23 protein-coding genes are annotated in these 16,905 nt (G+C 71.3%); all 23 read left to right on the forward strand.

All coding sequences use genetic code 11. The features are described 5' to 3' along the window. Nucleotides 1-29 precede the first annotated feature (29 nt). The 23 genes from ACGFU7_RS34825 to ACGFU7_RS34935 all read left to right on the forward strand — a co-directional run bounded on the left by ACGFU7_RS34825 (nt 30) and on the right by ACGFU7_RS34935 (nt 16,796). On the forward strand, nt 30-407 hold the full coding sequence (locus tag ACGFU7_RS34825) for a hypothetical protein (protein WP_393701294.1): 378 nt from the start codon (nt 30-32) through the stop codon (nt 405-407). Nucleotides 408-545: 138 nt separating this feature from the next. Next, nucleotides 546-2,627 (forward strand): DUF2637 domain-containing protein, encoded by a 2,082-nt coding sequence (locus tag ACGFU7_RS34830; protein ID WP_393701296.1) that lies wholly within the window; start codon nt 546-548, stop codon nt 2,625-2,627. 166 nt (nt 2,628-2,793) lie between these two features. After that, on the forward strand, nt 2,794-2,955 hold the full coding sequence (locus ACGFU7_RS34835) for a hypothetical protein (RefSeq protein ID WP_393701298.1): 162 nt from the start codon (nt 2,794-2,796) through the stop codon (nt 2,953-2,955). Nucleotides 2,956-3,141: 186 nt separating this feature from the next. After that, nucleotides 3,142-3,777 carry a hypothetical protein gene (locus ACGFU7_RS34840; RefSeq protein WP_393701300.1) on the forward strand — a complete coding sequence of 212 codons (636 nt, stop codon included), beginning with the start codon at nt 3,142-3,144 and terminating at the stop codon, nt 3,775-3,777. Between the two features lies 1 nt (nt 3,778). Next, nucleotides 3,779-3,997: a hypothetical protein gene (locus ACGFU7_RS34845; protein ID WP_331725520.1), complete on the forward strand. Its 219-nt coding sequence runs from the start codon at nt 3,779-3,781 to the stop codon at nt 3,995-3,997. 663 nt (nt 3,998-4,660) lie between these two features. After that, nucleotides 4,661-5,194: a hypothetical protein gene (locus tag ACGFU7_RS34850; protein ID WP_393701302.1), complete on the forward strand. Its 534-nt coding sequence runs from the start codon at nt 4,661-4,663 to the stop codon at nt 5,192-5,194. Nucleotides 5,195-5,205: 11 nt separating this feature from the next. Continuing rightward, complete coding sequence (locus tag ACGFU7_RS34855; protein ID WP_393701303.1) at nt 5,206-5,598, forward strand: hypothetical protein; 393 nt, start codon at nt 5,206-5,208, stop codon at nt 5,596-5,598. A 15-nt stretch (nt 5,599-5,613) separates the two neighbouring features. Continuing rightward, nucleotides 5,614-7,827: a hypothetical protein gene (locus tag ACGFU7_RS34860; RefSeq protein ID WP_393701305.1), complete on the forward strand. Its 2,214-nt coding sequence runs from the start codon at nt 5,614-5,616 to the stop codon at nt 7,825-7,827. Then, nucleotides 7,824-8,309, forward strand: coding sequence for a hypothetical protein (locus tag ACGFU7_RS34865; protein WP_393701307.1), 486 nt, complete (start codon nt 7,824-7,826; stop codon nt 8,307-8,309). The genes ACGFU7_RS34860 and ACGFU7_RS34865 overlap by 4 nt, the downstream gene beginning before the upstream one ends. Nucleotides 8,310-8,326: 17 nt before the next feature. Next, nucleotides 8,327-8,536, forward strand: a complete 210-nt coding sequence (locus ACGFU7_RS34870; protein WP_393701309.1) for a hypothetical protein — start codon at nt 8,327-8,329, stop codon at nt 8,534-8,536. Nucleotides 8,537-8,664: 128 nt separating this feature from the next. Continuing rightward, entirely contained in the window at nt 8,665-9,000 is a 336-nt protein-coding gene (locus ACGFU7_RS34875) for a hypothetical protein (RefSeq protein WP_393701311.1), read from the forward strand. A gap of 42 nt (nt 9,001-9,042) precedes the next feature. Beyond that, complete coding sequence (locus tag ACGFU7_RS34880) at nt 9,043-9,474, forward strand: hypothetical protein (RefSeq protein WP_393701312.1); 432 nt, start codon at nt 9,043-9,045, stop codon at nt 9,472-9,474. A gap of 162 nt (nt 9,475-9,636) precedes the next feature. Next, nucleotides 9,637-10,020, forward strand: a complete 384-nt coding sequence (locus ACGFU7_RS34885) for a hypothetical protein (protein WP_393701314.1) — start codon at nt 9,637-9,639, stop codon at nt 10,018-10,020. A gap of 228 nt (nt 10,021-10,248) precedes the next feature. Continuing rightward, nucleotides 10,249-10,677: an RRQRL motif-containing zinc-binding protein gene (locus ACGFU7_RS34890; RefSeq protein WP_393701315.1), complete on the forward strand. Its 429-nt coding sequence runs from the start codon at nt 10,249-10,251 to the stop codon at nt 10,675-10,677. Nucleotides 10,678-10,692: 15 nt separating this feature from the next. After that, nucleotides 10,693-10,953: a hypothetical protein gene (locus ACGFU7_RS34895; RefSeq protein WP_393701316.1), complete on the forward strand. Its 261-nt coding sequence runs from the start codon at nt 10,693-10,695 to the stop codon at nt 10,951-10,953. A 73-nt stretch (nt 10,954-11,026) separates the two neighbouring features. Further along, on the forward strand, nt 11,027-11,263 hold the full coding sequence (locus ACGFU7_RS34900; RefSeq protein ID WP_393701318.1) for a hypothetical protein: 237 nt from the start codon (nt 11,027-11,029) through the stop codon (nt 11,261-11,263). Further along, on the forward strand, nt 11,260-11,550 hold the full coding sequence (locus tag ACGFU7_RS34905) for a hypothetical protein (protein ID WP_393701320.1): 291 nt from the start codon (nt 11,260-11,262) through the stop codon (nt 11,548-11,550). Before ACGFU7_RS34900 ends, ACGFU7_RS34905 begins: the two co-directional genes overlap by 4 nt. A gap of 202 nt (nt 11,551-11,752) precedes the next feature. Then, nucleotides 11,753-12,730 carry a DUF6919 domain-containing protein gene (locus tag ACGFU7_RS34910; protein ID WP_393701322.1) on the forward strand — a complete coding sequence of 326 codons (978 nt, stop codon included), beginning with the start codon at nt 11,753-11,755 and terminating at the stop codon, nt 12,728-12,730. Between the two features lie 71 nt (nt 12,731-12,801). After that, the gene (locus tag ACGFU7_RS34915) at nt 12,802-13,386 is read left to right on the forward strand and encodes a hypothetical protein (protein WP_393701323.1); all 585 of its coding nucleotides are present in this window, start codon (nt 12,802-12,804) and stop codon (nt 13,384-13,386) included. A gap of 43 nt (nt 13,387-13,429) precedes the next feature. Beyond that, entirely contained in the window at nt 13,430-14,476 is a 1,047-nt protein-coding gene (locus ACGFU7_RS34920) for an NUDIX domain-containing protein (protein WP_393701324.1), read from the forward strand. A 109-nt stretch (nt 14,477-14,585) separates the two neighbouring features. Continuing rightward, nucleotides 14,586-15,560: an AAA family ATPase gene (locus tag ACGFU7_RS34925; protein WP_393701325.1), complete on the forward strand. Its 975-nt coding sequence runs from the start codon at nt 14,586-14,588 to the stop codon at nt 15,558-15,560. Beyond that, nucleotides 15,557-15,823, forward strand: coding sequence for a hypothetical protein (locus ACGFU7_RS34930; RefSeq protein WP_393701327.1), 267 nt, complete (start codon nt 15,557-15,559; stop codon nt 15,821-15,823). Before ACGFU7_RS34925 ends, ACGFU7_RS34930 begins: the two co-directional genes overlap by 4 nt. A gap of 178 nt (nt 15,824-16,001) precedes the next feature. Then, entirely contained in the window at nt 16,002-16,796 is a 795-nt protein-coding gene (locus ACGFU7_RS34935; protein ID WP_393701329.1) for a DUF4097 family beta strand repeat-containing protein, read from the forward strand. The last annotated feature ends 109 nt before the right edge of the window (nt 16,797-16,905 follow it).

Raw genomic sequence — 16,905 nt, forward strand, 5'->3', positions numbered from 1 at the left:
CGCCGGTGCACGAGATACGAGGAGACCCCATGGCACAGCAGCCGCAGACGCAGCCCGCCGTACGACCGCAGACCCACTACATCAAGGGCGACCTGGTCCTGTTCCGCGATGTCGAGCGGTTCTGGCTCGGTCTGCCCGGCCACACGTTCGTCGGCCGGGTGGAGCGGTCCTGGACGAACGTCCACAACGGCAAGCTCCTGTACGACCTGACGGAGCTGAGCGGCAACCGCGCCCGCGCCGGGATCGACCCCGACTACATGCGGCCGCTCCCGGCGACGGACGCGATGCACGACATCGACACCGCGCCGCTGAGCGAGACGGACACCGGGGCGATGACCCCGGCCGCCGTCGCTTGGCTGCGCCAGCACCTCGCGCAGGACCGCAGCACGCTGCCCGCCCCGCGCTGACCACCCCAGCACAACGGCCCTCCGAGTCCCCGGCATTTCAGCTGCCGGGGCCCCGGAGGGCCTGGTCACGACCTTACCCACCGCCGTAGATCCACGGTGCCCTCTTGCACGAGGCGCCCGGAAGAGAGAGGACACCCCGTGGCCACCAAGCCCGCCACCCGCCGCAGGCGCCAGCCAGCGACGACCGCGAAGCCCCGCGGCGCCGGGCGCGCCAAGGCACCGGCGACGCCGGCCTCCATCCCCGCCCAGGCCGCCGCCCCCGAGACCACCGTCCCGCTGGTGCACCTGGAGGCCGACCCGGTCCTGGCCGACGCCGCGGACCGCGCCGCCGACCTCCGGGACCAGGCCGCCGACGCTGCGGCCCGCATCGTCGCCGACGGCCAGGCGCTCGCCGACGAACTGATGGAGGGCGCCCGTACGGAGGCCGCCACCACGGCGGCGGCCGACGCCGACCAGGTCCGCGCAACCGCCGAAGCCACGGCGGAGCAGCTGCTCGCCGACGCGCGCCGCCAGGCCGACACGGTCGCGGCGACGGCGGCCAGTGAAGCCGAGAAGGTCCTTGCCGACGCCAAGGTGACGGTGGAGCAGCTGCTCGCCGACGCGCGCCGTCAGGCACAGGAGGTCACCACCACGGCGGCCGCGCAGGCGGAACAGGTCAGCACCGAGGCCGCGCAGGCCGCCGCGAAGGCCCTTGCCGACGCGGAGACGCAGCGCACCGAGCTGCTGGCCGGTGCGGAGCGCACCGCGGCGCAGACCCGCACCCGGGCCACCACCGACGCCGAGCAGGTGCTGGAGCAGGCGCGGGGCGAGGCCGACCGGATGCGGGAGAGCGCGGACGGCCAGGCCGCGCAGGTACGGGCCGGAGCCGAGAAGGTGGCCGCCGGCCTTCGTACCGACGCCGACCGTGCCCTGGCCGACGCCCGCACCTCCGCTGAGGAGCTGCGGGTCGCCGCCGACAAGGACGTCGCCCGGCTGCGCGAGCAGGCCGAGACGGACGCGAACACGGCCCGGGAGGCGGCGGCGCAGGCCACGGCCGACCAGGCCGCCGCCGCCCAGGCCCGCGCCGAAGCCGACCGGATCCTCGAGGCGGCGACGCAGCGCACCGTCCAGCGGGCGCGGCGCCGGGAGATCCGGACCGAGTCGCGCGCCAAGCGGCGCAAGGCCCGCGACGAGGCCCGGCCCGCCGGCGGGGTGCCGCCGCTGTCCGGCCAGGAGCTGGTGCTGGTCGTCGGGATCGTCCTGGCGGCCGCGGTCGTCTCCACCCTCGGGCTGCTCTCCTCCTACACCGCGCTGGAGACCAAGGCGGCTACGTGGGGCTGGGACTGGCCGTGGCTGCTGCCCGTCGGCATCGACGTCGCGATCCCCGCGTTCACCGGCGCCAGCCTCATCCTGATCCGGATGGGCATGGAGCTCCGCTGGATCCGGTGGGTTCCTCGGGTGCTGACGGCGGTGACGGTCTACCTGAACTGGCAGGCGTCCTCCACCCCCGGAGGCCGCATCGGGCACGCCGCCCTCACGCTGCTCTGGGTGATCTTCTCCGAGATCGCCTCGCACGTGTACGGCACGAGGATCGGCGCGGTCACCGGCAAGACGCGCATGGAGACGGTACGCCGCTCCCGCTGGATCCTCGCTCCCTTCCCGACCGCCCGGCTGCGCCGCCGGATGATCCTGTGGGAGATCACCTCCTACCAGCAGGCGCTCACCCGCCTCCAGGAGGAGACCTACATGCGAGCGCAGCTCAAGGAAGACTTCGGTCTGCTGTGGCGCTGGAAGGCTCCGTTGGACAAGCGGATGGCGCTCAAGCTCGGGCAGGCGCCCGCCGCGCTCGCCGACACGCTCACGCCCGAGGATGCGCTCACTGTCGAGCGGGTGGAGGAGAGCGCCCGCGCCCACCCGGACGTGAGCGCGCTCGCGCCCGGAGAGACAGACAGTGAGCGCGAGCGCCCAGCGCTCACCTCCGGCGCTCACGAGGGTGAGCGCGCCACGGACGATATCGACGCTCACCGAGCGGACGGCGCGCTCACGCGCAGCGAGAGTGACGCGCTCACCGAGCGCCGCCACTCCCGCATCCGTCGGCTCTACACCGAGCTCGGGCGCCGACCGCAGTGGACAGAGATCCGCGACGCGCTCACCGACGCGGAACTGTCCGACACTCCGGTCTCCCGCCAGACCGCCCAGCGTCTGCGCGCTCAGGTCGAAGAGGCCACCCCGGGCGCGTAGGTGAGCGCCGGTGAGCGCGACGCGCTCACCACCTGGCGCCCACGCTCACACACCGGCCCGCGCTCGCATCCCGAGCGCGGGCCGGTGTGTGAGCGCGAGCGCCAGGCGCTCGCCCGCCCCTCCCCGAGCAATGACGGAACGTCCACTGAGTTGAGAGGAACTCGACATGAGCAACCTGGAGTACGCGATCGGCGTGATCCTCGTCCTGATCGCGCTCGTCACGATGCTGGCCACGCCGTTCCTGCTGGTCCACTCCCGCACGCTGCACGACCACGGCCCCACCTGCTGGTGGTGCCACCCCTGGCTGCTGCCGCGCAAGCGGCGCTGACCAGCGAGTTCTCAGACATCCGGCACACACCAATGAGGGCCAGCCCGCGTGAATCGGGCTGGCCCTCGTCGCGACTGCCGGAAGCAGTCACCCATCCAGTACATCACAGCGCGTTTCCCCTGATCAGGACCTGCTTCCGGCGGATGCCGGGGTGGACTCGAACGACATCGAAAAGGAGCTGGCCCCATGTCCGGAATCGACTGGGACAAGGAGTTCACCCGCATGAACCCTCAGACCCCCCAGGAGCAGACACCGGAGAAACCGGAGAAGCCCGCGGCCTCGCGTCTGTCCGCCGCGGTCGGCGGGATGCGCCGCAACACCGCGGCGCTCGCCGTGTGCGGCACGATCGCCGTCGTCGCCGTGTGCGGCACGGTCATTGCCATCACCAGCCTGCAGAACGAGCAGGCCGCCCAGGAGCGTGCTCGGGCCCAGGAGAGCGCCGCGAACGCCCTGGTCGAAGCGGAGGCCGACAAGCAGCGGGCGCAGACCGAGGAGGCCGCCGCCAAGGTCACGTACGAGCGGGAGATGACTGTCTACCGCGAGTGCATGAAGGCCCGTTCGGCGGCGGTCGCCAAGGCCGCCTCGTACGACATCGCGAGGATCCCCGAGTGCGACGCCCCGGTCTTCAGCGGGACGGCCCCCAGGGCCCAGAAGTCCTCCGGTGACGGTGCCGGCGGCGGCATCACCTCCAGTCCGTGGCTGTGGGTGGCGCTTGTCGGAGGCGGTGGATTCATCGCCTACAAGAAGCTTTCCGCGCCCTCCGGTTCGGGCGCGGTAACCCCCATGAACGACAAGGGATTCACCTTCGAGAAGGGTGCATGAAATGACGCTTCAGTTCTTCGCTCTCGCCCTGTTCTGCTGGGCCCTGTTCTTCACCTTCAAGAAGACGAAGGGAAAGCAGATGGCGGTCTGCATCATGCTGATCGTCTCTGGGATCTTCTTGCCGTACACGCCTTTCAGTGAGGAGATCCGCACCACGCTGGAGTCGGTTTTCAACACGGCGAACACGACCGTGAACAACATCGGCTCGTCGTCGCGCTGAGTGACAGATCGCGGTTACCGGTTACCGGTTACAGGCACCCAGAACCCTGGTTCGGACCCTCCAGCGGGGGGTTCGGCGGGTCTCTGAGGGCTGTAACCGGTAACCGGTAACCGACCGCAACCACACAGAGTCACAGAAGGGAGGGTCATGGAACTCCTGGTACTTCTCGCCATCAGCTACCTGTTCGGCGTGGAGAAGGCGAATGGGAAATACGAACAGGCGGGAATCAAGAAACCCCCCGCTAAAACAAAAGAGAAATGGAATCCGACCCGAGCGCCGGACACATTCCGAAACGCGCCGTACAACGTCGCGGCGAAAACGCATTACGGTCTTCTGGCGGGCGCCCATATGGCCGGTGGCCTGCGCGACGGATGGCGTTCCGGCTACCTCAAGAAGCCGACCGGTAAGCCTTCCGTTTCCACTTCCACCGGGCCCGCTTCAGGGCCTTCTGCGGCCACCGTGCCGCCCAAGCCCAGCGCACCCCCGACGACTCCTCCGACGGCTCCCCCGCCTCCGACGATGGCTCCGCCGACCCCACCGCCGACGACCCCGACCACACCTCCGACGGCTCCTCCGCCCCCGACGGCTCCGCCGTCAACACCTCCGCCGACGGCTCCCTCGACCCCACCGCCGACGGGTGTGCCGGGGTCGGCAGTTCCCCCGGTGGGCACTGTCCCCCCGCCCCGCACCGTCCCGCTGCCCGAACACATCCGGAAGGACCCCGCGATGCAGCCCAACCCGCCCGTACCGCACTCCGCGACCGTCGACGAGAAGGGCACCCACGTCACGACCGCCGCGGGGAAGTCCCGCACCTACAGCGGTGGTGAGGTCATGACCCTCACCCAGGTCATCGACCTCGCCGAAGGCTCGGCCACCCTGTGCCAGGCCAGCACCGACACCGCCCTGGAACTCATGGACGAGTCCACGGAGCTGGCCACGGACTGCGACTCGCTCATCGCCGAGATCACCGCGAAGGGCGTCGGCGCGAACCTGATCGGCAAGTGCGAATACCTCAAGGAGCAGCTCGACCTCCAGGCCGCCGCCGCCAAGGACGTCCACGACAAGATCCAGGGCGGCGAGGAGGCCTGCCGCACCGCGTCCGCGAACGCGGAGCTCCGCCACGGGCCGATCTTCAGGGCCGTCGCCGACTCCCCCCTGACCAAGCCCGCCGAACGCGACTTCTACAACGCCCGATAGGGAGGCCCCACATGACCGTCACCGAGACCCTGAAGGACGCCGCGAACTACGCGGCCCTGCGTACCAAGCTGGCCTGGCTCACCCACAAGGTCCACGCCCACGCACAGACCGTCACCACCCTCGCCTCCGACGTCGACGACGCGGCCGAGCAGATGCTGGACGCCTCCGAAACGATGAAGGCGCTGGCCGTCGACGACGCCACGACCTCCGAGTTCGCCGACGCCGCGCTGACCATGACCGGAGTCAAGGACGCGGCAGGCGCCTACACCTCCGCCGCCGACAGCGCCTCCGCGGCCGCCGATGACGCGAAGACGACCACCGAGAGCGACCACGGAGGGATCGCCGACGCCGTGGACACCTCCCCCGTCGAGATGGCCGAAGCCAGCTTCTACACCCAGCAGTAAGGAGCACAGAGGATCATGGGGCCGACCCGAGCACAGTTCATCCAGTACGCGCCCGCCGCTCTCGCGGTGGTGCCACTCGTCGTCGGCCCCTGGTCCGCCCTCGCCGCCGCGGCGGCCGGGGCCGGGGCGTGGGCCGTCAACACCTCCGCCCCGGTACTGCGGTCCCTGATCGCGTGCGGGCTCACGACCACCGGCTGCGGCATCGCCGCCAGCGAGGTCCTCGCCAGCGGCATGAACCCGCTGATCGCCCTCGGGCTCGCGGTCCCGGCCGGAGCGGCCGCCCTCGCGCACCACCGCAACATCACCGGCCACACCCCCGCCCTCGTACCCACGACCACGGGCGCGGGTACGGCGGTCGGGCTGACGTCGCAGGAACAGCTCATCACCGCCTATTGGAAGGAGTTCATCTCCGGCCCGACCCAGACCGAGGGGCGCGCCCTCATCCAGGCCGGGGCGAACCTGGAGCACTTCGCCCTCGAGGCCGACGGCGATCACGTGGCGTTCACCGGGATCATCACCCTGCCGCAGGGGCAGCAGGTGAGGGTGAAGGCGGCTGACATCGCCTCCGTCTACCGGGTCCCCGTCTCGCAGGTCGATCTGGGTGACCCCAAGCACTATGCGCCGAACGCGCTGCCGGTCACCGTGCAGTTGAGGGTGCCGGCGGAGCAGCCGCAGATCGCGGTTGGTGCCCCCACGACTCCCGAGGAGCTGTGGGACGCGTTTGTGGGCGTGCCGGAAGGGGCGATGCCCGGCACCACCCTGACCCTCATTCGCTACGACGGGCCGCTGGACTGGGAAGGCATCGCCACCCGCGACCGCAGGGCGATCGGAACCGTCAACCTCCAGGACCTCGCGGGCAACCTCGACCTGGAGACGATCCAGATCGCCCTGGCCCCCGGCGACAAGCCGTCGCAGATGGGGATCCGGGTGATGCGGGAGCACGCGCTGATGCACGGCACGATGCTCTCCTCGGTCCTGGACGAGCTGTCGATGGACTCGCGCGGCTACGTCCGCGCCGGCACCTACGTCGACGGCCGCCCCGCCCTGCTGCCGTTGGCGCAGCCCGGCTCCGGCGCCCGTCACCTCTACCTGGTGGGCGGGTCGCGGTCGGGCAAGTCGGGGCTGCTGGAGCAGATCCTGCTCTCCGCGCACCGCTCCGGTGTCGCGGTGGTCCTCGCCTCCCCGCAGGCCGGGACCATTGCCGGCGCCTCACTGGCCGCGTACCTCGGGGACGGCCTGGACGAGGCGATGGGCGCGCTGCGCCTGGCCTACGCGATGATGCTCGACCGCGAGGCCCGCTACCGCAGCCCGGCCTTCCCCTTCACCGACCCGCTGATCGAGTTCGTCGTCGACGAGGCGCACATGCTGCTGTCGGCTTCCTCCCCGTACCACCTGGAGGCGAAGGCGATCGTGGAGCAGCTGACCCGACGCTCCCTCAAGCGGGGCATCGGCGTCGTCCTGGCCACCCAGACGCCGCTGGCCGAAGACCTCGGCAACTCCACGGTGATCCGCTCCCAGTTGCTGATCGGCGGTGGCGCGGTGTTCCTGCGCTGCGCGCGTGGTCAGGGCTCGCTGGTCGGGGCGAACGCGGTGGAGGGCGCGGAGGGCCTCGACCTGTCGATGATCCCCTCGCAGTGGCCGGGCCAGTACGCCAAGGTCGCCGACCGGGACATGTCCGGTCTGGCCACCGAGGTCGCCGCCGCCCCCGAGGACGGCACCTTCGGCCTGGGCTACCTCCTTACCCCCGGCTCGCAGGCCGTCCAGTTCCGCTCCCTGCACCTGGACGTGCCGCCCGTCTCCCTTGCCGGAGGCGAGCGGCCGGTCGGAATCGAGGACTGCGACGCCTGGCGCGAGCGCGACGCGATCGCCCAGACGCCGATGGTCGACAAGCGCGGCAAGAACCTGATCGGCAGCCTCGCCGACCTCCTCGCCGCAGCCGAGGGCGCCCCCTCCTCGCAGGAGGCGCCCCACCACAACCCCGGCGGCCTTCAGGTAATCGCCGGATCCAGCAGGCCCGGTGCTCCTGGCGTAGCCACAGGGGCACCCGAGGGACAGGAGCTGATCAAGCCGCGCATCCTCGAGCTCCTGCGGGAGCAGTCCATTTCGATGACCGCCGAGACCATCGCCCGAAAGCTGGAGATCCCGGCCAAGCGCATCAAGCCGCGCCTGTCCGAGCTGAAGAAGCGGGACGAGGTCATCAACGAGAACGGCCTGTGGAGGGCAGCATGAACACCCATACCGAGACCGACATCATCGACTCCGACTTCAACCCCATCGACTCCGACCTGTACGCGAAGGCATTCCAGCTCCTCGACCCCGCCCCGGAACCCGCCGCCCTCACGACACGGGCGACCCCCGCGGCTCCCGCGCAGGTTCCCCTCAACCCGCCCGTCGCCCCGCCGGTGCGCCTGACCGGCCCGGTCGAGAAGACCCTCACCGACGCCCTCACCTTCCTCGACACCCACGGCTGGGCCAGGCGCAGCCTCGTCCACCCCGAGGGCGCCCGCTGCTCCATCGGCGCCCTGCGCGCCGCGGCCGGCGCCCGCAACGCCGCCTACTGCGACGCCGGGAACCTGCTCCTGGACGAGGCCCGTCGCCAGCACGGCAAGAAGTGGGAGACGATCCCCTCCTGGAACGACTCCCACAGCGGAGCGCAGGTGCGTAGCGTGTGGGAGGCCGCCATCCGGCGCGCCCAACACATGAACATCTGACGCTGGAGGAGCTGCCTGTGTCGTTCTCGTTCACCAACCCCGAACCGGACCGTGACGACCGGTCGTTCTCGTTCACCGGCCCGCAGCCGGGCAGCGACGACGGCCGCTCGTTCTCGTTCACCGGCTCGGACCCGGCCGACATCGACAGGCAGCTCCAGACGATCACCGACATGGCCCACGAGATCCTCCGCCGCGTCGAAGACGTCCGCAGGCAGATCAACACCTGACCGCCCCTCCGCCCAGAACGCGGAGAACAGACCCCACCCAGCTCGGCCTCGCGCCCCGCCCGGAACCTTCCGGGCGGGGCGTCGCCGTTCCCTGCCCGAAACACCACCCTCTCGGGAGACCGACCACCGTGCGCCGATACCGCTACCGCTGCACCATCTGCCGCACCACCAGCCCCATCGTCCACCAGCCCGACGACCTGACGGCCGAAGGCGACGCCCACCGCCAGGCCGTCCACGGCGGCCACTTCCCCGACGACGAACTCGCCGGCCAGATAGACCGCCTGGGCCGCTGGTACGCCGCCCTGCCCCCGCTGGCCGTTCTCCACGCCCGCATCGCCGATGGCCTCAGCGACCTCCGCGACGAGAAGGCGATGGGCCACTACTGGTGGGCCAACGCCGGCGCCGCCCTCCTGATCGGCGGGTCGGCCGCCCTCATCCTCCTCGTCGTCTCCGCCGCCCTCTGACCCTCGGCCCCGACCACCCCCTCACCCGCGAAAGGAACAGCCTTGATCTCCCCTCAGACCCAGCACTGCGAGCACAGCCGCCCCCTCGGCCGTACCGAAGCCCCCGCCATCACCGCGATGGTCGAGGCCGCTGCGCACCTGGAGGACGCGCTCGCCGCCGACCCCCGTGACACCGCCGCCTTCTACACCGCCGGCCACGGCCAGCGCCTCACCCCCGAGTGGATCCGCGGCAACGCCGACCGCATCCGCCAGCTCCTGGACCAGCTCGTCGCCCAGTACCCCGACGAGACCACACCCCAGGACGCCCCCGACACCCGGGACCAGACGCCCGCCCTGACCAACCCCGCGCTCGCCATCGCCTGCCCGGCCTGCGACTCCCCGCCCAACGCCCTGTGCACCTCCCACAGCGGCACCCGGCCCCGCCGCCACGACGTCCACCGCGCCCGCACCGCCGCCCTCGCGGCCACCAGCTGATCCGGTCACCCCGTCCGGCCACCGGCACCACCACCCCGCCCCGGGGCGGCTGGTCCCGGTGACCGGGCAGGCCGACCGGCCACCCGCCACACCCAACGCCCCGCCGACAGACCGTCCGTAGGCGGGGCGCAGCACTGCCCGCCATCAACCCATGGGAGAGCCGTGTCCGTCATCCGCCGTGTATGGAGCAAAGCCACCGCAGCCAGCAGGGCCTGGTCCCGTGTCTGCACCGACCCGGTCCACCTCGACATCCTGCTCGCTGCGCAGACCGCGACGGCCAACCGTCAGGCCATTGACCACGCGGCCCTGGCCGGCGAGATGAACATCGACGCCCTGCACGTTCAGGCCGGCGTGGTGGACGCCCGGCGCTGCATTCTCGCGGATGTCCACTACCTGGAGGGGCTCCTCATCGGCGCCCGCGGCCGACACCTGGACCCCGAGCTGACCGAGCGCCTGGCGGCCGCCGTTGACGCCGGTCACGCGCTCGCCGTGCTGATCGGCGACGCCGCGCGTGCCACCACGACCGCCCACCAGACGGGCTACTGAGCGCCCGGATCTGCTGCCGGCCACGAACCCCAGCCGCCCCGGAGCACCCCTCACCCCTGCAGACCCCGCACCCGTTCCAGCTGGTGCACGCCTGCCACCGCGATCTACCGGAGGACCCACCGTGCTCATGCCCCGCCCGCGTCGCAGGATCGGCCGGCCCCGCCCGCAGCGCCCCGGCCCCCGCTACCCCCGCCGTCCCGCCCAGTTCCCCGGCACCTGGAGCAGGTGATGGCCGACCAGGACCAGGACCTGGTCGATATCGACCCGAACGACCCCGGCGACGGTTCCTTACCGGTCTTCCGGTGGAAGCAGGCCGGGCGCGAGAACCTTGCGACCCGCCGCCAGCTGCGCGAGATGGGACTGCGCCCCGGCGGCCAGGAGCCCGTCGCCCGGATCGAATGCCGCGGCGGGAAGCGGTGGGCGTGGCTGTACCGGATCGACCTGGCGAAGCCGAAGTTCGCGATGACGCTCGCGAAGGAAGCCGCGCTCGACAAGGCGATGGCGGCCCGCCAGACATGCTCCGGCCCCTGCGGCCGGCGCTACTTCCACTGCCTCCCGCTCAAGACCTTGGGGTCCTGCCTGGAGTGCCACGACGGCACCCCGGCCGACCCGAGCAGCTACACCGCACCCCCGGCCACGCATCGGCTGGCTGCATAGCCCAGAGAGGACACCATGAACACCGCCCGAGGTATGACCGCCGTGGTGCTGACCGGAGTCGCCGTACTGACCGCCACCTCCTGCGACCCCTACCCCGCCGGTCCGGCGGGCCAGGTGCAGAGCCGGGAGCAGAAACACGACCCGGCAACGCACGCCCGCCGGTTCGAGCTGACCGTCAAGACGCCCAACGGCAGCGCGCGGACCTTCCAGGTCACGGTCGACGACTACGACGCATGCCGCGCCAACGCCGCATACCCGGCCTGCACCCAGCGCTGAACGCACTCCAGGCCGGCACGCCCGCCGCACTCTCCTCCATTACCTGCCTCCTACCCTGAGAGGACACCAGCCCATGAGCACCGCCGCCTTCACTGAGCCGGACCGCCCCAAGAACCTGCTGATCAGGTTCATCACGGTCGGCGGCTCGTACGTGGACGTCACCGGCCCCGGCGAGCACTCCGACAAGAACCGCTGGAACTGCCACGGCTGCGGAGACTCCTCCGACCGGCCCGAGGAGGACTTCCTGTTCTGCATCCGGCCGGAAGCCAACAACCACGCCGCCGCCTGCCGCGCCATCCCGCTGAAATGACCGCCCGCCATCTGCGCGGCGCCCTGCTGCTGGCCGCCGCAGTCCCGCTCGCCGCGGCGACGGTCGCCGCCACGCTCAGAGCCAACCACCTCAAGCTCTACGCCGACCGGCACCGCATCGAGATCACCCCCCGACCCCGGCCGTGCTGCCCGCGCTGCCATGGCGAGGGCGGCTGGTGGGTCGGTGGCGCCTTCCCCGAGATGGAGGCGTGCGGCTGCTGGTCCGAGCGGCGCGAAGTCCGTATCAGGCTCCTGCCCGTTCCGGCCTGGGACGTGCCGTCCTTCTGAACACCGCCGCCCCCGGCCGGAGTCCGGCCGGCCGGGGCGAAGGCACCACGGACGTCCGCAGCATCCGCATCGCGCGCATCTGGCTTCCGTCCTTCCTGGCCTGGCCGGACGAGCCACCGTTTCGACGTTCTCGCCGCGGCCGTCAAGGCCGGGCGGAGCCTGACCTGTGGGAGAAACACTGATGAAGTTCCGACTGCCATGGATGAGCCGAGCCGACCGCACCCGGTGGCACGCCGCCCATACTCTGCACGACCTCGGCCAGCTGACCGCAGCCTGGCTCGAAGGAGCCATCCAGAGCAGGCCCGGGTACCAGCCGCGGTACGGACCGGATGACGAGACACTGCCGCACGTGCAGGTCCTCGCCACCGCCAACCGGGGCGGATACCTCACCCACGGCTCCCAGCCCGGCCTCCTCACCACCGACGCCACCGGCACCCACTGGGCGCAGCGCGCCGCGGTTGACGGGTTCATCTCCGACCCGGTTGTGCTGCGCCGGCTGATCGACACGGCCGAGAAGGCCGGACTCGAGGTCATCGTCAACGACCTCCTGGACGCCCAGCAGGGCCACGGCCCCGGCGCCGTGGCCACGCTCAGGGACGGCGAGAGCCACACCGCGTTCGGCCGTGCGCTCGGAGTCGGGGACCTTGAACTGATGTGGCGCGGCTTCCCCAAGGCGATCGACACTGCCGCACGCGCCCTTCAGGTGACCCTCGCCGACCCGGACTTCGGCCCGAGCACCCGCCTGTGGGAGGTCCTGGCCGAAGCAACCAACCGCACCGTCCCGGGCCCGCCGGCCCCCGCCCCGACCGTGCTGTGCGAGTGCGGCTGCACGGCGATCGACTGGCAGATCTGCCAGGACGGCTGCCACGGCGTAACCGACCAGACCTCAGGACGCTGCGAAGCCTGCATCGACCCCAGCGTGATCATCGACTGGGTACGGGAACTCGAGGACGTCACAGAGACCGAGTGCGCCCTGTGCGGCGCAACCCGTACTACACGGCCCGCCGGTACTGCTCCGACGCCTGCGAGATCGCCGACAGCCCCGAGCACGACTACGCCAGTCCCAACGACTCGCTGCCCAACCCGCCCCGGCCCGTTCCCGCAGGGCCGGACGAACCGCCGTTCTGAACGACCTCCGTCCCGGCCACACCGGCCGGGACGGAGGCGCACACGGGGTTGACCGCAGCATCGGCAAAGAGGCCGGCCGCCCCGCTCCCTTCACCCGAGATTCGAGATCAGGAGAACCCCAGCATGCCCCGTCTGCCCCTCACCACCGAGCGCCTGGCCCTCTTCGGCACCCTGCTGGCGACCTTCGGCGAACTCCATCCTGCCTGCGACCACTGGGTCCAGGGCAGTAAGACGGCCTCGCGTAAACGGCTGTACGGCGAGGACCTGGTCCACGCTGACGGCTCCCCCGCCACGCCTGACTCCACCCGCCCGACCATGACCACCACCACGCTCGGCAGGCGTGCCGCAGCCTCCCATGTCGCCTCGTACACCGCCGTGCAGCTCGGGGCGACCATCGCGATCACCCGAGCGTTCGGCTACCGCGTCACACCGACCGCGCTGCTCGCCGGCGCAGCCATCAACGCCGGGACGCACGCCGCGATCGACCGCGGCGCGTTGCTGCTGTGGCTGGCGAAGAAGACCAAGAAGACCGGCTACATCGAGCACTGCCAGGCCGTCCGGCTCGCTGACGACGGCACCCTCACCCGAGAGGTGAACGGGCCTGGCAGTGCGTGGATGGAGCTGGACGCGGCACTTCACCGCGCTGTCGGGATCGGCGCGGCCGCCGTCACCACCTGGCTCACCACCCGCCACGCCGCCCGCCGCTGACCTGACTCGTCCCTACGTCCTGACCCGACCTGGAGGAACCCTCATGAGCGAGACCACCGAGACCGTCGCGGCCGTCCCCGCTGCACTGCGCGACTGGTCGGTGAGCTGGCCGCAGTACACGCCCACCGACATCACTCCCGCCGAACTGCTCCCCGCGGCTCTGGCCCACCACGTGCCCGACTGGGCCGAAGCCGCCCCCACCCCGGCCGAAGTCCCGGACTGGGACCGCCGCCACGCCGACGCGCTCGTCCCCTACCGGCTCGACGAGCGGGGCCAGCCGCTGAACCCGCACGGGCGCACCGGCCGCACCGGCCGGAACCTCGGCAAGTGGGGCGAGAACCCCGCGGCCGACCCGATCGTCGTCGCGGGCTACGGCCAGGAGCGCAGGGTGCTGTTGATTACCCGGTCCGACATCGGCGTTGAGGCGATTCCCGGCGGGATGGTCGATCCCGGCGAGACCGCCCCGGACACGCTCGTCCGGGAGCTTCGTGAGGAGACGGGCGTCGACCTCCGCGACCGTATCCCGGTGATCCTCGGCCGTGACCTCGTCGACGACTGGCGCAACACGGACCGCGCCTGGGTGTCCTCGACCTCCGCGCTCTTCCAGCTCGACGTCACGGTGACCGCCGTCGGCGCCGACGACGCCCTGGACGCCAACTGGTGGCCGTTCGGCAGCGTCGAGCAGCTCGAAACGGCGATCACCGCCGCCGGGCGCACCCTGTACGCCGCCCACCGGCCTCTGTTGCAACGCGCTCTCGACCACCTCGCCTGGACGGCGACCAGGCCTCCGGCCTCGATCGCTGAGCTGATCGCCCGGCACGCCACGAACCTCGCCTTCCTCACCGAGGAGCCCTACGCCACGACCGGGGCCGACCTCATCGACCAGCTCCGCGAAGCCGAAGACCGCCTCGACCAGGTCGGCATCTCAGGAGCCGACGACCTGGGCACCGCGGCCGGGCTGCTGGACCAGGCGCTCGACGTGGAGCTGGACGGCGGCACACAGCTGGAGCAGCAGGTGTTCGTCGCCCGCGCCGCGGGCCTGCTGCGCGAGCTCGCGGACATGACCGCCGAGTACCGCGCCATGGTCTGACCCGGACACCGCCAGGACTGATGCCCGGCCGCTGCCCGCCCTGCCCCGTCCGGGGCGGGCAGCGGCTCATCCGGACCGCCCCCACACCTCGCATGCAAGGAGATGCCCCATGAAACCGTTCCGCCTGGAGAACGCACTGCCCGTCGATACGACGATCCCCGAGCCCTCGTTGGTCTGCCTGATCGGCGCGGCCGGTTCGGGCAAGTCGACCTGGGCCTCCACCTGGCCCGCCACGCAGGTCCTCGAACTCGACAAGTTCCGGGCTTTCGTGAGCGATGACGCGGGTTGCCAGGAATCCACCGGTGACGCGGTGTTCGCGCTCCAGGCCGTCCTGGAGGCCCGCCTCGCCCGCCGGAAAACGACGATCCTCGACGCGACGAACACCGGGAAGTCCGTGCGGGCCGACCTGATCGCGACCGCCCGCCGCCACGGCGTGCCGACCGTTGCCCTGGTCGTCCCGACCCCGGTCTCCGTGTGCGTGGAGCGCCAGGAAGGCCGGCCCGCGAACCGGCGCGTTCCCGAGCCAGCCGTCCGCGCGCAGCACGCCGCCATGGTCGACGCGTTCCCCGGCCTGCCCGCCGAAGGGTTCGACCACGTCGTCGTCGCGGAGAACCTCAACCGTTTGGGGGAGTTGCTCCAGCCGCTCAGCGACGCCCGACGCGCGGAGCTCGGCTGGGACGACAGCGAGGGCCTGGGCGACCTGCTCCTGGTCCGCCGCACCTTCGGCCCTGAGATCCTGCCGATGTGGCGCTGGCGCGACGGCTCGCAGCTCGCCGGCGGCGACCGCGTCGCGGAGATCCGGCTCGGAGCGGACCGCATCGTCCTCGCCCAGCGCAACGACATCGACGGCGACATCGGCTTCGACGTCCTGGTGCGCTGCCCCGCCGACGACGAGTGCCAGGGCGCGGCGTGGGCCCCGGCCTACACCGTCACCGACCTTCTGCGCGCCCTGACCGGCGAGCTGATGAACGACCCGGACGTGCGCTGCACCATCCACGGCCACCACGGCGACGACGACCAGGACGACGACCCCGAGGGCCGCGCCGACCTCGAAGCGCAGGCAATGGAGGCGATCAGCGAATGACGGCCAAGACCCCCGCGTGCGGATGGGACCAGGCCGCCTTCCGATGCGGCCGGTGCGGCGCTCAGCACACCGCGACGTCCGAGGCCGACTACCTCAAGACCGTGGGCGTCCACGGTGACGCCCACGCCGTGTGGGACCGCCTCAACCCGATCGAGCGCGACGGGATCACCTCGATCCTGCGCACCATCCTGTCCGCGCCGGACCTCGCCGCGGAGCTCCTGGCCCTCGCCGACCGGCAGCCGGCCGGAGGCGGGGACCAGTGAGGCGCACCGCCGACGGCCCGCACCCCCACTCGCTTCCCCCGGCCGTGGCCGCCTGATCTGCACAAACAGAAAAGGCATCCTCAGAAGATGCCAAACACTAGAAATGCATCCTTCGAGGATGCATTATTGATGTGCGGGGGTCACCAGGCCCCCGCACTCTCCGACCAAGGAGTCCACCTTGAGTACCTCCCAGACCTTCACCGCCACCGCCGCCGGCGCCGTGTGGACCGACATCATCAGCCATGTCGGGGCGGTCAACGTCACCGTTGACCCGACCCTCAAGCACGCCGACATCACGGTGAGCACCGGCGACGACGACGGCCCCCTCGCCGACGCGGTGCGTGGCGCCACGAAGCAGGAGAGCACCCACCAGAACCTCAACTGCCTCACCGTTCGCGTCCCCAAGGTTCGGGGCAACACGATGACGATGGGCAACTCCACGTTCAGCTTCAACGGCGGCAACATGGTCGTCGGGCAGAACTTCGGCGTCGTCACCGGTTCCGTGACCGGCATGACCATCAGCAACGGCGACGTCATCATCGGCGGCCGCAAGGTCGTCTCGAACGGCCGCGTCGTCGCTGAGCAGGGCACCGTCGTCTCCGGCGGCGGGATGGGCACCATCACCGTCGACGTGAAGCTGCCGAGTGACCAGTCCTCGGTCCGGCTGGAGACCACCAGCGCCGACACCACCGTCCACGGCGACCTCCAGGTCCTGGACGTCCACTCGGTCTCCGGCGACATCCGGGCCCGCAGCGTGCACACCCTGCGCGGCAACACCACCAGCGGCGACTTCGAGGTGGACCGGGTCGACGCCCGCGTCGACGTCAACTCGGTCTCCGGCGACATCGAGATCGGCGCGTACAACGGCACCGAGTTCCGCGCCAACACGGTCTCCGGCGACGTCACCACGCGCGGCACGGGCCACCTGCGCGAGCGCGTGGGCACCGTCTCCGGCAAGCACCGCCGCCGGTGACTTCGCCCCGGGGTGGCCGCCACAGTCGCCAAACTTCACCGGCCACCCCGGGCCTCCCAACCCGCTCCAAGAGGAGCAGGGGGCAGACACATCGTCCCTCGAATCCCCG

This window comes from Streptomyces sp. NPDC048473 (genome assembly GCF_043200155.1).
Taxonomy (GTDB): Bacteria; Actinomycetota; Actinomycetes; order Streptomycetales; family Streptomycetaceae; genus Streptomyces.